19 protein-coding genes are annotated in these 19,288 nt (G+C 36.4%); 9 read left to right on the top strand and 10 right to left on the bottom strand.

All coding sequences use genetic code 11. The features are described from left to right. The first annotated feature begins 238 nt into the window (after window positions 1-238). From I597_RS10185 to trhA, 7 genes are all read left to right on the top strand, one after another. On the top strand, window positions 239-1,411 hold the full coding sequence (locus I597_RS10185; RefSeq protein WP_035324837.1) for an XRE family transcriptional regulator: 1,173 nt from the start codon (window positions 239-241) through the stop codon (window positions 1,409-1,411). Next, complete coding sequence (locus I597_RS10180) at window positions 1,411-1,920, top strand: DUF4411 family protein (RefSeq protein WP_035324838.1); 510 nt, start codon at window positions 1,411-1,413, stop codon at window positions 1,918-1,920. Before I597_RS10185 ends, I597_RS10180 begins: the two co-directional genes overlap by 1 nt. 237 nt (window positions 1,921-2,157) lie before the next feature. Continuing rightward, window positions 2,158-2,760 carry a hypothetical protein gene (locus I597_RS10175; protein ID WP_035324839.1) on the top strand — a complete coding sequence of 201 codons (603 nt, stop codon included), beginning with the start codon at window positions 2,158-2,160 and terminating at the stop codon, window positions 2,758-2,760. A 191-nt stretch (window positions 2,761-2,951) separates the two neighbouring features. Beyond that, a complete protein-coding gene (locus I597_RS10170; protein ID WP_064497413.1) occupies window positions 2,952-3,791 on the top strand; it encodes a LytR/AlgR family response regulator transcription factor in 840 nt (279 codons plus the stop codon). A 101-nt stretch (window positions 3,792-3,892) separates the two neighbouring features. Next, on the top strand, window positions 3,893-4,441 hold the full coding sequence (locus I597_RS10165; RefSeq protein ID WP_035324841.1) for a DUF1569 domain-containing protein: 549 nt from the start codon (window positions 3,893-3,895) through the stop codon (window positions 4,439-4,441). Between the two features lie 158 nt (window positions 4,442-4,599). After that, complete coding sequence (locus I597_RS10160) at window positions 4,600-5,334, top strand: TlpA family protein disulfide reductase (protein ID WP_081964958.1); 735 nt, start codon at window positions 4,600-4,602, stop codon at window positions 5,332-5,334. Then, the gene (gene trhA / locus I597_RS10155; RefSeq protein ID WP_035324842.1) at window positions 5,334-5,984 is read left to right on the top strand and encodes a PAQR family membrane homeostasis protein TrhA; all 651 of its coding nucleotides are present in this window, start codon (window positions 5,334-5,336) and stop codon (window positions 5,982-5,984) included. The genes I597_RS10160 and trhA overlap by 1 nt, the downstream gene beginning before the upstream one ends. A gap of 88 nt (window positions 5,985-6,072) precedes the next feature. Here trhA and I597_RS10150 read toward each other — a convergent pair whose 3' ends face one another. Further along, window positions 6,073-9,291, bottom strand: a complete 3,219-nt coding sequence (locus I597_RS10150) for a TonB-dependent receptor (protein ID WP_035324843.1) — start codon at window positions 9,289-9,291, stop codon at window positions 6,073-6,075. 238 nt (window positions 9,292-9,529) lie between these two features. On the opposite strand from I597_RS10150, the gene I597_RS10145 reads away from it, so the two are divergent. Beyond that, window positions 9,530-10,840 carry a DEAD/DEAH box helicase gene (locus I597_RS10145; protein ID WP_035324844.1) on the top strand — a complete coding sequence of 437 codons (1,311 nt, stop codon included), beginning with the start codon at window positions 9,530-9,532 and terminating at the stop codon, window positions 10,838-10,840. Between the two features lie 44 nt (window positions 10,841-10,884). Here I597_RS10145 and I597_RS10140 read toward each other — a convergent pair whose 3' ends face one another. The 4 genes from I597_RS10140 to rpsF form a co-directional block, all read right to left on the bottom strand. Further along, window positions 10,885-11,361, bottom strand: coding sequence for a DUF6495 family protein (locus tag I597_RS10140; protein ID WP_035324845.1), 477 nt, complete (start codon window positions 11,359-11,361; stop codon window positions 10,885-10,887). 100 nt (window positions 11,362-11,461) lie between these two features. Continuing rightward, on the bottom strand, window positions 11,462-11,914 hold the full coding sequence (gene rplI, locus I597_RS10135) for a 50S ribosomal protein L9 (protein WP_021779000.1): 453 nt from the start codon (window positions 11,912-11,914) through the stop codon (window positions 11,462-11,464). A gap of 14 nt (window positions 11,915-11,928) precedes the next feature. Continuing rightward, window positions 11,929-12,225, bottom strand: coding sequence for a 30S ribosomal protein S18 (gene rpsR, locus I597_RS10130; RefSeq protein WP_013752085.1), 297 nt, complete (start codon window positions 12,223-12,225; stop codon window positions 11,929-11,931). 3 nt (window positions 12,226-12,228) lie between these two features. Then, on the bottom strand, window positions 12,229-12,570 hold the full coding sequence (gene rpsF, locus I597_RS10125) for a 30S ribosomal protein S6 (protein ID WP_021778999.1): 342 nt from the start codon (window positions 12,568-12,570) through the stop codon (window positions 12,229-12,231). A gap of 469 nt (window positions 12,571-13,039) precedes the next feature. On the opposite strand from rpsF, the gene I597_RS10120 reads away from it, so the two are divergent. Then, on the top strand, window positions 13,040-13,741 hold the full coding sequence (locus I597_RS10120; RefSeq protein WP_035324846.1) for a LytR/AlgR family response regulator transcription factor: 702 nt from the start codon (window positions 13,040-13,042) through the stop codon (window positions 13,739-13,741). A 49-nt stretch (window positions 13,742-13,790) separates the two neighbouring features. Here I597_RS10120 and priA read toward each other — a convergent pair whose 3' ends face one another. The 5 genes from priA to nadC all read right to left on the bottom strand — a co-directional run bounded on the left by priA (window position 13,791) and on the right by nadC (window position 19,259). Beyond that, a complete protein-coding gene (priA, locus tag I597_RS10115; protein WP_035324847.1) occupies window positions 13,791-16,247 on the bottom strand; it encodes a replication restart helicase PriA in 2,457 nt (818 codons plus the stop codon). 114 nt (window positions 16,248-16,361) lie between these two features. Beyond that, window positions 16,362-16,793, bottom strand: coding sequence for a DUF2147 domain-containing protein (locus I597_RS10110; RefSeq protein ID WP_035324848.1), 432 nt, complete (start codon window positions 16,791-16,793; stop codon window positions 16,362-16,364). An 81-nt stretch (window positions 16,794-16,874) separates the two neighbouring features. Beyond that, entirely contained in the window at window positions 16,875-17,438 is a 564-nt protein-coding gene (locus I597_RS10105) for a chalcone isomerase family protein (protein ID WP_035324849.1), read from the bottom strand. A gap of 19 nt (window positions 17,439-17,457) precedes the next feature. Next, window positions 17,458-18,399 (bottom strand): YihY/virulence factor BrkB family protein, encoded by a 942-nt coding sequence (locus I597_RS10100; protein WP_052111688.1) that lies wholly within the window; start codon window positions 18,397-18,399, stop codon window positions 17,458-17,460. Further along, window positions 18,399-19,259 (bottom strand): carboxylating nicotinate-nucleotide diphosphorylase, encoded by an 861-nt coding sequence (gene nadC / locus I597_RS10095; RefSeq protein ID WP_035324850.1) that lies wholly within the window; start codon window positions 19,257-19,259, stop codon window positions 18,399-18,401. Before nadC ends, I597_RS10100 begins: the two co-directional genes overlap by 1 nt. Window positions 19,260-19,288: the final 29 nt, after the last annotated feature.

Below are 19,288 nucleotides of genomic sequence, written 5' to 3'. Positions count from 1 at the left end.
TAGCGATAGGTATCCACTTTTTTTGTGGCCTGAGTGGTAAGTTTTTAGGGCTGTTTGTGCGGTGACGAATACACTAATAAGTGTATATTTAAGCAATCAATTAAAAAACAATGAAACTTATACAATAGCAATTTCGATGGCTATCGGGAGATGCGCTTTCTTTATTAAGTGGGCTCTTAGCCACAAGCAAAAGAAGTTTCGTTCTAATTTAAAGTTTTACCTTTGTTGACAAAAAATAATGGCTGATAAAGCATTCATAACATCTGAAATATTAAAGTGGGCTAGAAAGTCCGCTAAAATTTCTGTGGAAGATGCTGCCAAAAAAATTGCTGTATCACCCGAAAGGTATTTAACTTGGGAAGACGGAATTGATTTTCCTACTATTCGACAAGCGAAAATCTTAGCAAAAAGTTTTCGAAGACCTTTTTCATTGTTTTTCTTGCCTGAAGTACCAAAAGATTTTCATCCACTTCAAGACTATAGAAGAGATGACTCTCAAGAATTAGATACAGCTTCTTTATTTATAATTAGAGAAATTCAAGAAAAACAAAATTGGATAAGTCAACTATTTGAAGAAATTGGAGAAAATACACTTCCATTTGTTGGTAAGTATTCTATTAACGACAATCCAGAAGTTGTAGCAAAAGATATTTTAGACACGTTAAATATTTATCCGAGTGATTATAGGAAAACACCTATTTCTGAATGGATAGATAAAGCAGAAAGCGTAGGGATATTTATTTCTCGTGCAAGTTTCTTACACTCAAGATTAGTGTTCGATAGAGATTTAATTCAAGGGTTTGCAATTGCCGATAAATATGCACCATTTATTTTTGTAAACTCAAAAAATTGGAATGCACCACAACTTTTCACGCTTGTACACGAATTAGCTCACATTTGGATAGCAAAATCAGGTGTATCAAATGAAATAGAAATCGATTTCACAGACAAGCCAAAATCAAAATTTCATCCTGTAGAGTTATTTTGCAATCAAGTTGCAGCCAACGCTTTAATGCCAAAAGAATTAATAGTTCAACTCGGAAATGACATTTTTGAATCAAATAATAAGATTTTTAAACAATCAAAAGAACTTGGAATAAGTTCGTTTGCTTTTTTAGTTCGTGCATTAAACTTAGATTTAATTTCTCAATCAGAATACAAATCTCTTAAAGAAGATGCACAAAATGAATTTGAAAAATTTTTAGAGAGAGAAAAAATTAAAAAAGAAAAACAAAAAGAAAGACAAGGAGGTCCTGATGCTTATCTTCTTCGTTTAAATAAAAATAGTAAGCTATTTACAAGAATAGTTATGGACTCTTTTAATAATGGTTCTCTATCACCTTCAATTGCTAGTAATCTGCTTAATACACAGATTAACAAATTTCAAAAATTCGAAAAACTACTTGCCTAATGTTTGAAAATGAAAATGTAGTTTATTGTATTGATGCCAACATTCTTATTCAAGCTTGGCAAAAATATTATTCACCTGAAATTTGTCCATCCTATTGGGAAGTGTTAAACGATTTAGGCAAAAGAGGTATAATATTTATTCCAGAATTGGTTTACGAAGAAATTGAGAATGGAGAAGATAACCTATCAGAATGGCTAAAGAAAAGTGATATCCCAATTAGAAGAATTGATGGAGAAGTAACAAATCATCTAAAACAAATATATTCATCTAATCCTAATCATAAATACTTAGTTTCCAGTAACGGAATTCACTCTAAAGCTGACCCTTGGGTTATTGCACACGCTATGAAAGAAAATGCAATAGTAGTTACAAAGGAAACAAAAGACTTTTTTAAAAAACAAACGAAAATCAAAATCCCTCACGTTTGTGACAATATGAATGTTAAGTGGATAGATGATTTTGAATTTATTAGAAATTTGAATATTAAATTTACTTGTAAACCAGAATAATCTCAAATTGCCAACAAAGAACTGAAAAGACAAGCCTACTTAGGCCGCGCTCAGCACAAGTTTTAAGCTAATTCTGATCTATAATTCACAGCTCAGAGACTTCCTCAAATTACCCTTTCGCGAAAGCGTCATCTTTCTCAAATACTTGTATATTTATATAATCAATTAAAAAACAATCAAATAGGCTCATCATAAAATAAAGCACTCGCTTTGTGTAGTGGCCCTTTTAGCAAACATTTGAAAGAAACCGAGAAAAATATAATCATTGGATATAAAGTAGGAGATTTAATCGCTGGAATTTTTTCTCTTGGTTTTGTTGTTCTTGCGCTTTTAGTAATGGACAAAGACGGTACAAGTTTTTGGGTTACTTTAATCTTTTTTGGGATTTGTTCTAGTGTACTTTTGTGGCAATTTATAAATCCAAAAAATAGATTTATTGGAAAGAATAGTGCTGAAGCAAAATTAATCCGAGAAAAAAAGTTTAAGCATTTATACAATACAAACGGACTTTTCAATTATACTGAAAAAGGATTTGAATTAACGCTAAATGGAAAACTGACTAAAACTGACTGGGACGAAGTAAAAAGAATTATTGCCTATAAAATTGACCTTTTAGCAACTGATGAAATTTGTCTTTTCGTGGATATTGATGAAAACAGAAGTTTTGAGATTGGCGAAAGCACCAAAGGTTGGTTTGTATTTGTTCATAATATAAAAGACCAGTTTCCTGAAATTAATAAAAGTTGGGAATTTGATATTGCTATTCCACCATTTGAACGTACAGAAACTGAATTATATAATCGCGATAAAGCGTTTGCTAAGAAAGCACTAAAGAAGTAGCCTAATTCATCTACGCTCAGTACAAGCTTTTAAGCTAATTTTAATCCATAATTCACAGCTCAGAGACTTCCTCAACTTATCCTTTCGCGAAGGCGTCATCTTTCTTAAATACTCGTATATTTAAATCATCAATTAGAAAATAAGCACAAATAGAATGCAACTTCAAATCAGACTAAAATAAATAGTTTCTAATGCAGTGGCTCAAATCACCATATCCTTTGTTACAAAACACTAGATACAAGTGGTTATTTGCATTATTGTCAGGGGTTTTTGTATATCTATTTTTAATTGTTTTTGGACCTTTTGGTGCGGGACAGTCTATAAATTTTAAATATGTATTCTTGGCGGGTTTTGGAATTTCCGTTTTTCTGGGTGTTTGTGTAACCTACTTTGTTCTACCTAAATTATTTCCAGCATTTTTTCGTCCAGAAAAATGGACAATAGCAAAGGAAATTATATTACTATCAACCTGCATCTTGATAATAAGTACTTTTAATTCCTTTCATTATTACTATTGGCGAGGTGATGGTGCCTTTTATAAAACCTTTTTTAGTTTTCTTAAAATCACTACTTCGATAGGGATTTTCCCTATTGTAGGTTTAATCTTTTTTACAGAACGTACACTTACAAAACAAAACCTTAATAAAGCACAATTACTTTCTACTAAGCTACAGCGCCCAGCTGCAGAAGAAACGGTTACAGTACAAATACAAGAAGAGAGTGTAAAAGCAACGCCTATTGCAATGCAATTATCGCAGTTTATATATGCACGATCAGAAGGGAATTATGTGACGATATTTTATCTAGATGAGAGTACGCTTTCGCGAAAGCTAATTAGGCTTTCTCTAAAACAGCTTGAACAACAATTTGAAAATCACTCTCAGGTAAAACGTTGTCACCGCTCCTACCTTATTAATACCGAACATATAATAACCATTGACGGTAATGCAAGATCACTCACTATACAACTAGATAAAGTACCTACGAGTATTCCCGTCTCTAGATCTTTTTCAAAAGCCGACTTTTACTAGCCTTCCCGTTCATCACAAAAATGGCACATACGTCCCATATTAACATAACGTATTGATTTACAGTATATTTTTGGACTAAATAAATTTTAAAACATAGACTTATGAAAAAGCGTATAAACATCTTTTTAATCTTACTGGCAGGCATCTTATTATTAAGCAGTGCCGCTACTATAGAATCAAACAGAAACAATTTTGACCTCAAAGTAAAACTCGATGAGGTGGCATCCTATAGTAATGTGCGAGATACAAAAAACCTTGAAGTGTCTGAAGCTGCTGTTGCGTGGCATATGGATCACATTTTTCTAGTTGTAAATCAGGTATCAAAAGCACTAGAGCAATCTAATGAAAGTGATTATAAAACTAAATTTAATATGAAACGTGCCTATGTATTTACTTTTAATAGAATGCCTAGAGGAAAAGCCACTGCGCCAGAGGCAGCAAGGCCAAAGGATAATATAGATCTCAATACAATACAAATGCATTATGACCAGGCGCTTGCCACGGTTGATCAATTATCTAATCTCCCAGAAAAGAAACACTTTAATCACCCTGTACTCGGTACTCTAAACAGAGACAAGACCATTAAGTTTCTCGCTATTCATACAGAACATCACCTTAAGATTATACGTGACATTTTAGAGGATAAGTAGTTTTCTGATTGTTTTAAGAAGAACTCAGTTAGAAACAAAATCAAAATTTATAGTGTCCTAAACTATAGTATCAAAATCACCCCTAACCCCCAGTAAGGCACGATAAATGTATATAGGTGCGTGTTTGATAGCAATAGCTATCTTTGTAACACATACCTATGATGATGAAAAAAATACAATGCTTATTTATACTATTCTTTGCGCTAGCGCTTAACGCGCAAGACAACTACTACGTTTTTCAAGGTGATACCTATAATGAGGAGGCTTTTCAAGCCAAACTAAAATCTATTGAGGAGGTTTATGGTGCGCAAGGAAGCTGGAAATACACAAAAGCTAACTTTAAAGTACGCCATATGCGTGTGCGACAAGACTCCATTATTCAAGAGGTCGAAGTGATGTTGTCACAATCTAATAGCGCGCCTCTAGACATTAATGTGGGCGTGAATGGATTAATTAACAAACCCCTACCCGACTTTCAGCTGCAAGATCTTGCAAATGGACTTAAATCTAAGGAGAGTTATAATGATAAAATTACACTCATTAACTTATGGTTTACGAGCTGCCCTCCTTGTATCGCAGAGATTCCATATCTCAATGACCTTAAAAAGCAATATGAGGATCGCGTAAATTTTGTAGCCATCACTTTTGAGCCAAAAAGCAAAATCGATGCTTTTTTAACTAAGAAACCTTTTGATTTTGAACACCTAGTAGATGGTGCCAGCTATTTAAAGCAGGACTTAAAGACAAACACCTACCCTAAACTCGTGTTTATGGATCGTAGTGGTACCGTACGTTTTGTAGAAAATGCGGTAATGGCTCAAGGAAGAGGTCCAGCAGCAGAGGTTACAGAAATCCTTAAAGAACACCTAGATTACTTACTCGCAGATAACTAATGGAACACTCTACAGCCCCAAATCCAGATTACTCCCCACAAGAGGAACGACTTAATATATGGACACACGGCTTTGGTTTTGTAGCAAGTGTTTTTGGGTTGATATTATTTTGCTTTCGCGAAAGCGTAACCACAACCGCCACCATAAGTCTTATTGTGTTTGGGATAAGTTTATGTGTGTTATACTTTGCCTCTACAGCTTATCATAGCGCGACAAAACCTTTACGTAGAGCAAGACTTAAAATATTTGATCACGCGGCGATCTATGTGCTCATTGCGGGCACATACACACCTTTTACGCTAGTAACTCTAGAGGGAATTACTGGGTGGTGGATTTTTGGGATAGCCTGGTCTATCGCTCTCTTTGGGATGATATTAAAACTCTTCTTTACCGGACGATTTGATATTCTTTCTACTATCCTTTATGTGGCGATGGGTTGGCTTATTGTTTTTGCATACAAGCCGTTGCTAGCAAATCTTGATCCTGCCGGAGTACAATGGTTATTTGCTGGTGGTATTTTATATACGATAGGTGCTGTTTTGTATAGTATCTCTCGTATCCCTTATAACCACGCTATTTTCCACGTATTTGTGTTAGGAGGTTCTTTTGCACATTTTATGGCTGTCTACTACTATGTAGGAGTAGCTTAGACTATACAGAGCCTGTAGTTTTACATTATATAAATAAAAAACCGCCTGCAATTTCTTGCAGGCGGTTTTTATATGTAGTCGTAAGGTTCTAGTTAAAGATGTAACGTAACCCTACTTGTGCTTGCCATCTGTTAAGAAGGCTTGCATCTGTACCAAAAGTTTGTGTTAACTCCTCATTATAAGTATAAGTAGGAACACCGTCTGTAACAGATACACTTACTGGCTGTATACTGTTAGGCTGCTCTACAAGTCCCCAATCTGAACTGATAAGGTTACCTACATTAAGAATATCAAGGCTAAACTGTAAAGTGTTTTTCTTTCCTTTTACATTAAAGTTATAATCTTGAAGTAAACGGAAATCTACACGGCTTCTCCAAGGTGCAAGTGCTCCATAACGCTCTGCATAACTACCTCTGTTTTCGCTCAGGTAATCATCTTGCTGGATGTACTGCTCAAATGCTTGTGCTTGCTCTGGCGTAGCAAAGTTTTGCTGTGCTAGCTCATCTGCAGTAGGGATATAAATAAGGTCGTTAAAGTTACTACCGTCACCGTTTATATCACCAGCATATGTGTAGTTAAAACGTCCTCCTCTAGCCCACTCTCCAAAAGCAGAAACTGTTGTTGCAAATTTACCACCTCCGTACTCAAATTTCTTTGAAGCTACAGCAATAATACGGTGTTGATCACCATAACGAGAGTTTGCAAGGATATCATCATTTGCATTACCTCTTATAGCGTTTGCATTAAAAGCATCTCCTGTAATCTCTGCATCAATAGAGTTTACATCTTTTGAGTCAAGGTAGTTATAAGCAAGACTTGCATATAAACCATTGCTGAAGGACTTCTCTGCCTTAAACGTTGCGTTATACGTACGTCCAGCGTTTGAGTTTGTAAATACATACGCATTTGTAGGACCTCCAAACTGGTTTGTAGCAAAGTCTGACGTCTGGTAAATAGGTCTGTTATCTACTCCTTCTAGTGTAGAAGATGGATCATTAAGTGCCCAGTTCTGTACGTGTGCAGCGTTAAGATCTTCTGTATAAGAAAGGTCTGCAGTAAGAACAATACCATTATCAAAACGGTAATCTGCTCCTATGTTAGATCTCCATACTTGTGGCCATTTAAAATCTTGATCTACCGTCTGGTAGAAGAAGAAATCTACACCTTGCACCTGGTTACCTAACCATACAAATGGGAAACGACCTGTAAATACGCCTGTTCCTCCACGTACTTGGAACGTCTTATCTCCTTTTACATCCCAGTTAAAACCTAATCTAGGTGACCATAAGAATGCATTGTCTGGAAGTACTGTACTGTCTAATAAGATATCTTCTCCAGTTACTGGATCTACATACACGTTATCTGGCTGGTAAGTACCTTTTCTATCAATATTCTCTTGAATCTTGTCTTGAGTATCAAAGTATAAAGGCTTATCAAATCTCATTCCTAGTGTAAGTGTAAAATCTTCACTCATTTTCCACTGGTCTTGAGCATAAAGGCTAAACTGTCCTACGTTAGTCTCTGCAAGTGACCATCCGTTTGGATCTCCTATAGGTAAACCGTTGTTTTCATTAAACTCTGCCTCTGCAGCAGTAAATGTATCTTGGTAACGATCTATAAGGAACTGCTGGAAAGCATCTAGATCTGTCTCACCTGTTACATCGTTTATGTAATCTGTATCTGCGATACCATCTCCATCAAGATCTGTTTCTTGATCGATAGCTACACTCCCGAATAAGTCAAAACCATAACCTGTAAGGTTAAAAGAGTTATAGAAACTGAATTTTTCAAAAGAAGTACCAAGCGTAATTGTGTGATCACCAGATACAATGTTTAAGTTGTTTGTGATTTGAAAAACTTGTTGCTCAAGCTTATTTCCTATAGAGAATGGCTCGTGACCTGCAATGATATAATTCTGACCACCTTTTGTAATATTTATAGAAGGGGCTGGCGTAGAGAATGGCTCTCTAAAATCGTCAAAGAATGTGTAACCTGCCTGAAACTTGTTAGACACATTTGAAGCAAACTCGCTGTTCCACTCAAGTTGGAAAGAGTCTATGTTATTGTTTATTGCATAACCAGCATTCTCAAACTGTATCGTAGACTGGCTTGGTCCACGTAATGCGATTGCATTAGGGTTTGCCGGGTTATCTTTTGAAGATCTTAGTAAGTTATATACTAATGCAACACGGTTTTTATCATTTACGTTCCAATCTAGCTTAAATAATGCCTTTGTAGAACCTGCATCAAAGTTAAATCCTTCATATCTACCTGGATCGTAAGAGCTTCCATCTGCATAAGTAATGCTACTTAAAGCTGCAGAAACTGCATCTAGATCTGATGGTAATACACGTGACTCATTAATAGCTCCCGTATTACGGTTAGGTGCCCAAGGTGCTCCTAGGTCAGAACGGCTCTCATCTTCAAAGTTTGCAAAGAAGAAAAGTTTGTTCTTAATGATAGGACCTCCTATACTTATACCATATGTATTCTGGCTTAAGTCTGCCTTAAAAACGTCATCACCAGCAACTTTTCCACCAGTAAGGTCTTCGTTTCTATAAAAACCGTAAACAGTTCCCTTAAACTCATTTGTACCACTCTTAGTTACAGCATTTACAGATGCTCCTGTAAATCCAGAAAGTGTTACATCATAAGGTGCTGTTGTTACTTGAATTTGCTCAATTGCATCAAGAGAGATAGGTTGTGATCCTGTCTGTCCTCCTGGAGTAGCAGCATCAAGACCAAATGGGTTATTAAAAACCGCTCCATCTAAGCTAAAGTTATTGAACTGATCATTACGACCTCCAAAAGATCCATTACTAGAAGCACTAGGCTCTAGACGGTAAAAATCTGCAGCAGATCTTGAAATCGTAGGTAATGCCTTAAGCTGGCGCTCTCCTACATTTGTAGCAGATCCCGTACGTCCATCACTAAAAGTGTTGTTACGGCTACCTGTAATTACAACTTCTTCAAGAGCATTACTATCTTCAGATAGTGTTACCTCTACGTTATAAGTTTCTCCTAAGTTAAGAGTCACTCCAGTGTATTCTTGTGCTTGAAAACCTACATAACTCACCGTTATTGTATAAGGTCCTCCCACACGTAAATTAAAAAGATTAAAACGACCGTCAAAGTTTGTAATCGCTCCATACGTAGTACCAGTAGGTGTGTGTACCGCTACCACGTTTGCACCAGGAAGCGTTTGCTCACCAGCGTTTACAACTCCAGAGATAGCAGAAGTAGTCGTCTGTGCGCCTACAGCTACTGCCATTAGAAGTGTTACTAAAAATAAAAGTTTTTTGAACATAAGATTTTTGTAAAAATATTTTGCGCGAATTTAAGAAGGTGTTAACACTTACTAAACCTTAAGTTAATTTTATTTTCACAATTAATTAACAATTGTGAAAATATTATTTATGGGTATTACGCTTTCGCGAAAGCGTAATAAAACCCCACAAAACTTATCACATAGACAATCAAGCTGTTGAATATTTGCGCTCTTACCATACAACGCGCATTGAAAGAAAGTTCTACCTTTGTACCCTATGATAAGTAATCAAAAAAATCAGCAACAAATTCTAGCAAAACTAGGAATCACCTCACTTAACGAGATGCAGGAGGCGGCACAACTTGCCATACATTCTGCAAAAGAAGTGATCTTACTATCTCCTACCGGTACTGGTAAAACGCTTGCATTTTTACTACCCGTAATTGCAGAATTAGATTTAAGTATAGAAGAAGTGCAACTACTTATAGTAGTCCCTTCTAGAGAGCTGGCTATACAGATAGAAAATGTCGCCCGCAATATGGGTACGGGTTATAAGATACACGCCGCTTATGGTGGTCAAAGTTTTAATACAGATAGACAAGCCATAAAACACCGTCCAGCAATATTAATAGGAACACCAGGTAGACTTGCAGACCACCTACGTAGAGAAACTTTTTCTACAGATCACATCAAAACGCTTGTGCTTGATGAATTTGACAAATCACTAGAAGTAGGTTTTGAGGGAGAGATGACCGAGATAATGAGCTTTTTACCTGCTTTAGAAAAAAAGGTACTTACCTCTGCAACTCAAGGCGTAGATATCCCTCGTTTTGTAGGGCTTGACAGCCCTGTAGAAGTAGATTATTTACATCAAGGTGGCTCTAAGCTAGAAATAAAAGCGATTATATCACCAGAAAAAGATAAGCTAGACACGCTAGTAAAAGCTTTATGTCACTTAGGCGATCAACCAGGTATTATCTTCTGTAACTTTAAAGATACCATCTCTAGAATAAGTGATTATCTTAACGATCACGGGATCGCACACGGCACTTTTTATGGAGGAATGGAGCAGCGTGAGCGTGAGTTATCACTTCTTAAATTTAGAAATGGTACACACCAGCTACTGCTAGCAACAGATCTTGCTGCACGTGGTATAGATGTACCAGAAATCAAGTTTATTATACATTACCACCTTCCTATACACTCAGAAGAGTTTACACACCGTAACGGTCGTACGGCTCGTATGCAGTCTGAAGGTACGGCTTATGTACTACACTGGCGCAACGAGCGATTACCAGACTTTATGCCGGTAATGGATGAAGAGTACTTACACGACAGAGAGATACCAGAAGGATCACAGTGGACGACCCTTGAGCTCTCTGGTGGTCGTAAAGACAAGATATCAAAAGGTGATATCGCTGGTTTTTTCTTTAAAGAAGGAAATGCACAACGCGAGCAACTAGGAACCATTGAGGTCAAAAACACTCAATCTTTTGTAGCGGTGCACAAAAGTGCTGCTCAATCGTTTATAAAAAAGTTAGATAACAAACGTCTTAAAAAAGCAAAATTGAGGATACGACTAGCTTAGTCATATCCTCAATTTTACATTTATTGCTGGTGTAAGAATTATAATTACTTCACATCTACAAAGCGCTCAAACCATTTGTATAAATCGCCACGTGTGATTACAGCACCTTCTCTTATGAGTTTAAACTTATCTGCATTGCGGTCTTCACTATAGTCTTTACTTGCGCTCATAAATACCACATCATCATCACCTAAGTTTTCCTTAAGCCATCCATACCCTTCTGCGGTAGTGATATCTATGTTTTCTTTATTAATTTTTATGGCTATAAGTGCCATATTATTTTCTCTTAAAAAGAAAAGGTGCATCTGGTTAGGCGAGATATGCTCTAGGTATTGAGCCTTTGTGAGTACACCCTCCCATACTAGGTCAGAAAAGACGTCTATCTCTTCTTCTGCAACGAGGGGTTGGTTTTCTTTAATAGTTGCCCACTCATCTGCAGTGATAGATTGGGTAGCTAGAAAGTTTATAAACTCTGGGTGTAGTTCTTCTAGTTGTTCTTTTGTAAGGCGAGCGTATTTCATTGTGAGTGATAATTTTCGCGTAAGCGTATTTAAAAAATATAGTTCATAAAAAAACCGTCCTTATTAGATAAGAACGGTTTTGTATAAAGTGCCTAAGGACTTAGTTTGCTTCTGCAACTACGTCAAAAGGAAGTGTAGCTACCACATCTCTGTGGAAACGTACTTTTGCTTCATAGTTACCTAAACGTTTTACTGTGTTACCAGCGATAGCGATATACTTTTTGTCTACCTCTACTCCTTCTTTTGCTAGGTATTCTGCTACATCTGCATTTGTAATAGATCCGAAAAGTTTGTCTCCGTCTCCAGTTTTTGCTGATATCTTAACTTCTAAAGCGTTAAGTTTATCTGCTTGCTTCTGTGCATCATCTACAACTTTTTGCTCTTTGTGAGCGCGTTGCTTTAGGTTTTCTGCAAGTACTTTCTTTGCGCTAGGCGTAGCTAGTACTGCGTGACCGTTAGGGATTAGGTAATTTCTACCGTATCCATTTTTTACCTGTACTATATCGTCTGCAAATCCTAGATTCTCAACGTCCTTCTTTAATATAAGTTCCATCTGTTATCTAGTTTCTATTTGTATAAATCAGTTACATAAGGCATCAATGCAAGGTGACGAGCTCTTTTTACAGCTACAGACACTTTACGTTGGTACTTTAAAGAAGTTCCTGTAAGACGACGTGGTAACAATTTACCTTGCTCGTTTACAAAACCTGCTAGCCAGTCTGCATCTTTGTAATCTACATACTTGATACCAGACTTCTTAAAGCGACAGTACTTCTTTGCTTTGTTAGTTTCAATATTAAGAGGAGTAAGATATCTGATATCTCCGTCCTTCTTTCCTTTTGCTTGTTGTTGTAAAGATGCCATAACTTACGCTTTTTGCTTTTTTAGTTTTTCACGTCTTCTTTCAGCCCACGAGATCGCGTGCTTATCCATAGCTACCGTAAGGTAACGCATAACGCGCTCGTCACGGCGAAAAGCTAGTTCGTAATCATTGATAGCTTGTCCATCAACAGTAAATTCAAGTAAGTGGTAAAAACCGCTTTTCTTGTTTTGGATAGGATATGCAAGCTTTTTTAAGCCCCAATCCTCTTTACTAATCATCTTAGCACCCTTTTCTTTAAGAAGTCCTTCGTACTTCTTTACTGTTTCCTTTATCTGATCATCAGATAAAACGGGATTCAAGATGAAAACAGTTTCGTAATGGTTCATATAATATGAGTTAAATTAAAAATGAGTGCAAAAGTAAGGATTCTCTTTTGATTTTCAAATAGCTATTAATATATATTCAGAAAAACTTCTTCCCTTGTAAGAAGTATAATTTATAAGGTATAGACTTACGCTTTCGCGAAAGCGTAAACATTACAGTTTTTGTAAGACAACCTACTATAACATACAACTAGAGTATAGTCATTATTTAACTTACATTCAGACTGTTAAAAATTATATATGTTAAATTTTTAGTAATCATTTTGTAAGAATTATATGATATGAGACTTATCAAGCCACATTACGCTCACTACCAATACTGTGGCTTCACATAGATTTTAACAATCATAATTTTTAGAAATAGCAGCTCGACAAAAAACGTAATTATCCGATGAAAGTCACTTTTTTGTTGGTTTTATGGAGTTTTTTACCTAATATTGACGTGCTTAACCTATTAAACAAATAAATCACTGTGGACGGAGTATTATTAGATTGTGCAGTTGTAGATGATTCTAGCTTACAACGACTGGCTATTGTAAAGATGATTAATGATCATCCTAACCTAAGATTAGTAGCCGAATATAACAATGCCATTGAAACAAAGAATGGTCTTTTAGAAACAAAGGTTGATCTTATCTTCTTAGATATTGAAATGCCTATACTCTCTGGGTTTGACCTACTAGATGACCTCATACACAAACCACAAATTATATTTGTAACTGGTAAAACAAAGTATGCTTACAAGGCCTTTAATTATAATGCTATAGATTATTTACGTAAGCCTCTTACTAAGGATCGTTTTACAAATGCTGTTTACAAAGCAATAAGTCTTCATAAACTAAAAACCGAAGGTGCGGTAGAAGATGATGATTACATTTTTGTAAAAAGTAACCTAAAAAAGAAAAAGGTGATGCTTAACGAGCTTAAGTATATTACTGCTCTTGGAGATTATGTGAAACTTGTAACTGTGCACGACCCTATTGTTGTGCTTGCGACGATGAAATCTTTTGTTGCACAATTACCTCCAGAACGTTTTATGCGTATACACAAGTCTTATATTATAAATATAGACAAGGTAGATAAGTACAACAGTAGAAATATTGAGATAGATGGGGAGAAAATACCGCTATCTAGACATAAAAAATCTGAGCTTATAGATGCGCTCTCTGCTTAAAAGTAGATTTTAATATAAAAAAACCACTCAATGAGTGGTTTTTTTCTGCCTAATAACAATCTACATCTACGACTAATCGAACACTACGATACTGAGCAATAGCATTAAAACTTGTCACTACTCTACCTATGGTTTTTTTGGTTTCGAGTAAATTTTGTTTTCTACTTATTTTAATAAGGATATTACGCCTGTAGAGATTTCTTATTCTTGCTATAGATGGTGTTTCTGGACCTAGTACCGCCTCTGCACCTAGCGTTTGTCGCAATGCCTTAGATAGCCAAATACTAGATTCATCTATTTTTTGATAATCTCTATGTTTTAATGTAATGCGTATCAACCTATGAAAAGGTGGATACTTAAAGTTGCGACGCTCTTCTAATTGCTCTTTATACATCTCTTCAAATTTATTTGAAGAAACCTGCTGTAAGATTTGATGATAAGGATTATAAGTCTGCACAAGTACTTTACCTTGCTTTTCGGTACGCCCTGCCCTACCTGATACCTGAGCAATTAATTGATAGCTACGCTCGTGTGCTCTAAAGTCTGGGAAGTTGAGCATACTATCTGCATTCATAATTCCTACTAAGGTTACGTTTCTAAAGTCTAACCCTTTGGTAAGCATTTGCGTGCCTACTAAAATATCTATTTGCTCTTGCTCAAAAGCTGTTATAAGTTTCTCAAAACCATACTTACCTCTTGTGGTGTCTGAGTCCATACGAGCGATATTGTTATCTGGATACAACTCCTTGAGCTCTGCTTCTATTTGTTCTGTACCAAATCCCTTAGTTGTGAGATCTGTGCTACCACAGGCCATACACTTTTGCTGTAGGGCAATGTTGTAACCACAATAATGACAACGAAGTTGTGATCTATACTTATGATAGGTAAGACTCACATCACAATTAGGACATTGTGGAGCGTGCCCACAAGTATTACACTCTAAAATAGGAGAAAAACCACGCCTGTTTTGAAATAAAATAACCTGCTCACCTAGTGCCAGTGCATCTGTAATTGCTCGTAATAGTGTATCAGAAAAGTGCCCTGTCATCTCTCTTTTACGAGACTTCTCTTTGATATCTACAAGGTTAATTTCTGGCATTAAAATATTACCGTGACGCTGTTTTAAAGAGACATACCCATACTTTCCGCTCTGGGCATTATAAACGGTCTCGATAGATGGCGTTGCAGAACCTAATAAGACTTTGGCTTTAAAAAATGCTCCTAGCACAATAGCACAGTCGCGAGCGTGATACCTTGGTGCGGGATCATATTGCTTAAAGCTACTCTCGTGCTCTTCATCTACCACAATAAGTTTTAAATCTCTAAACGGTAGTAGTAATGCACTTCTCGCTCCAATAATGATTTGGGCCTTGTCCATTTTTTTTAGGACATTATTCCATACTTCTACTCGCTCATTTACAGAATACTTAGAATGAAATATAGCCACTCTTTCTCCAAAATAAGTTTGCAGCCTACTTATTAACTGTGTGGTAAGAGCAATCTCCGGGAGGAGATATAGAATTTGATCTCCAGTTGCAAGCATTTCTTCTATGAGCTGAACATAGATTTCTGTCTTACCAGAAGCAGTTACACCGTGTAATAATGTAACGTCTTTTGTTTCAAAATGTGTTTTAATCTCAGACAATGCTGTTGCTTGATAAGTGTTGAGAGTCTTCGTCTCAAAAACTTCTCCCTCAAACCCTACTCTATCTTGGCGTTTTTGATATGTTTGAAAAACTCCTTTATCTACCAGCGCGTTGAGCTGACTAGCGGTTGCTCCAGATGCTTTTTGCAACTCTTGTGAAGATATGGGTTTGTTAGTTTTCGCTTTAAGCGAAAAAAAAGTGAGCACCATCTCTCTTTGTTTTGGTGCGCGAGATAATTCTTCTAGAATAACAGGCAAAGCCTCCTCACTGTCATACTCTGGGGCTATTGTAATAAACTTTACAAGCTTAGGGACATACTGCTCGTAAATCTCTTCTTGCATTTCTAAAACCCCTTGATCTATAAGGCGCTGTATAGAAGGTAGTATTTTCTTTTTATCAAGAATATCCATCACTTCGTGCACTTTAAGCTCTGAGCGATGTTGTAATGCTTCATAAATTAGAAACTCATCATCTTGAAGCTCTTCATCATTAATTACAAGACCATCAGACTTGAGCCTTATAACGGTCTCACTCTCTAGTAAAAATGCTTTGGGTAATGCTGCTCGCATCACTTCCCCCTCGGTACACATATAATAATTTGCAATCCAAGACCAGAATGTGAGTTGCTGTTCTGTAACTATAGGATCTTCATCTAAAATTTGCTGAATTTCCTTTGCCTCATAGATTGTGGGAGCATTAGTGTGCTTATTTTTTACGATAGAGGCGTACACTTTCTTTTTACCAAAAGGAACTGCAACACGCATTCCTTTCTGTATGTAATTATATTCTGCCTCTGAGACGAGGTAGGTAAACGTATTTTCTACAGGTATAGGAAGTATGACGTCTATAAAGTGGGGCATAAATGAGCAGTGTGTATTTCAAAAGTACTGTTAAGTAAAGTTTTGCGAAAGCATAGCACAAAAAAAGAGCCGCAATCTTTACAAAAGCGGCTCTCATTATGAATAATTATAATGTTACTTAACGCGTATCCACTCTTGAGTTCTATATAAGAAGGCAATATAACCCCTAAGATAGAGCTTATCTGGATTATCATTTTCTATCCAAATTTTTGCCTTATAGGTTTTCCCTTTTTCTGGATCAAAAACAGTACCTCCTGTATACTCGTCATCATCTCTTTCTAGGTTTTTAATAATATCCAGACCAAGTACAGGCTTGTTATAATCTTCACCCTCGCAGTAAATACATAGTTTATCTCGATCTTGAGGGTTAAGTATGTCTATAATCTTACCATAAACTTTATCACCCTTTTTATAAATCTCTACAATAGATTTTGCCTCACCAGTCTCATCATCTATAGTTTTCCACTTACCAAAAACAGCGTCTTGCTGCGCCACAGCGCTTGCGGTAAACAGTAATACAATAAATAAACTAATTAAGTACTTCATAATTTGATAAGTGTCTTTGTTTTTAAAACCAAAAAATGGCAATTCTTGAGAATCGCCATTTTCTATAAAAGATGAAATTTACTAGTTTTTACCTAGCATCGCTTCTTTAAGATCATCATCTGCAGGGTTGCTTCCTAACCAAATTCCAAAAAGTGCTTTTTTGAATTCTAATCCTGGTATCATTCCTACTTCTTTACCGTTTTTACTAACAACAGTTCCTTTTCCTTTTACATAAGCAATATCAAAAACGTTTGTTTTTACAATCTTATCGCTAAAGAAACCTTTAAATTTTGTGATTTGTGCATCTAAGGAGCTTGTGTCTCCATTCATAGAAGCGTCAAAACCATCATCTACTGCTCCTATCATTTTCTTACTTGACACCATACCAGAAACGATATCTAGCTTCATAGCCATTGTCTCATCTGCGTTTACAATAGCAGCCGCATCACTCTTTTTTGAGGCTAGGTATAATCCTCCCGCGTAAAGATCAAAAATTACTTTTTCTCTCATTCCCGCACCGTTTAAAACGAGATCTGTTCCTTCTACAGTCATTGTGTTAGGTAATGTTGCATCACCTACAACTGTTTGAGCTTGACTAAAAGTAAGACTACATACTGCTACTAGTGCTAATAAATACTTCTTCATAATTTACGTTTGTGTTAATTTAATTAGGTTTTTTGTGTAATATCCTTAGTTTTTGCAATGTTGCATTGAGCTCAAATCCTAATAATATAAGATTAGAGTTCAACCAAATATAAAGCATCATTATCAATAATGCACCAATTGAGCCATACAACTCATTATATCTTCCAAAAGTGTCGATATAAATACCAAAAAGGTACGTGGTTATCATAAATAATATAGTAGTCATTAATGCACCTGGTGAAAAAAATCTGCTTTTGCGCCCCTCTTTGGTACCAAAATAATAGAGTGTTGCAATCACAGCATATATCATTATCAATACAAAAACATTTTTTCCAACCGATAGCAATGTTATATCTAAGTCTGTACTCATAAAGTCTCTCTCCTTGAGAGAAACGAGTAAATACTCAAAATAAACAACTACTGATATAGTAGTAACCAACAACAATGCCAAGATAATAGAGGTCGCTATAGCCACAGCATACTGCCTAAAAAAGCTTCGATTAATCTCATTGTAATGAGAACCCTCAAAACCACTAAAAATGGAGTTAATACCATTTGCCGTAAGAAACAAAGCAAGAAGACCAGCTACAGACAGCAAACCTGCACGCTCATTTTGTGCAATATCACTTATAATAGGCCTAAAAAAATCTAGTGACTGTGATGGTATGAGCTCATAAATAAACGCCATAAACTTAATATCAAAGTCTGGCACAGGTACATAAGGTATAAGATTAAGCACAAATATAAGCGCAGGAAAAATGGCCATAAAAAAACTATAAGCAATAGATCCTGCTCTAGATCCCAGCGCACCCTTTATAATACCAGTAAAGTAAGCGCGTGACAAGTTTAGTAAAGTCATCCCTTCAAAACCAGGAATCACCACCTTATCTAGCATTGCTACGATCCAGCAAAAAGGCTTGAACCGCATAAGGCGTTGCTCTAAGGTCTTGTCTGAAGCCATTATACCGCTTTAAGGCTTAAATCTAGATTATAAACAGAGTGAGTAAGTGCTCCACTAGAAATATAATCTACACCACAAAGTGCATACTCACGTATGGTCTCTTCATTAATACCACCAGAAGATTCTGTAAGGCATTTATCACCTATAAGAGCAACCGCCTTACGCGTATCTTCATAATTAAAATTATCTATAAGAATACGGTATACGTGCTCGTGATTTTCAAGAATCTCTTCTATCTCCTCAAGGCTTCTCGCCTCTACGATTATTTTAAGATCTCGATTTTCCGTTTTAAGATAAGCTGCAGTTTTAAGTATCGCCTTAGTCACTCCTCCAGCAAAGTCTATGTGATTATCCTTAAGCATAATCATATCATACAGTGCAAAACGATGATTTTCTCCCCCTCCTATTTTTACTGCCCATTTTTCTAAGGCGCGTATACCTGGAGTGGTCTTTCTGGTGTCGAGTATTTTTGTGCCTGTTCCCTCGAGTAGGTTTACAAAGAACTTTGTTTTGGTCGCTATGGCGCTCATACGTTGCATTGCGTTAAGCACCAGTCGCTCTGCCTTTAAAATACTTTGGCTCGAGCCAGATACGTAAAATGCAATGTCTCCATACTTTACCTGGTCACCATCTGTATGTACATCTTCTACTACGAGGCTGTCATCTACGTAGGAAAATACCGCTTTCGCGAAAGCGCAACCTGCAAGAATCCCCTCATCCTTTACCAGTAACTTAGCCTTACCCGTTGCATCTGCCGGTATACAAGCCAGACTGCTGTGATCTCCATCACCTACATCTTCTCTTATTGCATTAGAAATTATACCATCTATCTCAAGCTGAAACTGCGCTTCTGTTATCATAAAAATATAAAATACGGTTTCTGTAAAAA

The sequence above is a fragment of the Dokdonia donghaensis DSW-1 genome (genome assembly GCF_001653755.1).
GTDB lineage: Bacteria > Bacteroidota > Bacteroidia > Flavobacteriales > Flavobacteriaceae > Dokdonia > Dokdonia donghaensis.
The sequence above is the reverse complement of the archived record's forward strand: the minus strand, read 5'-3'. Positions and strand labels throughout refer to the sequence as shown.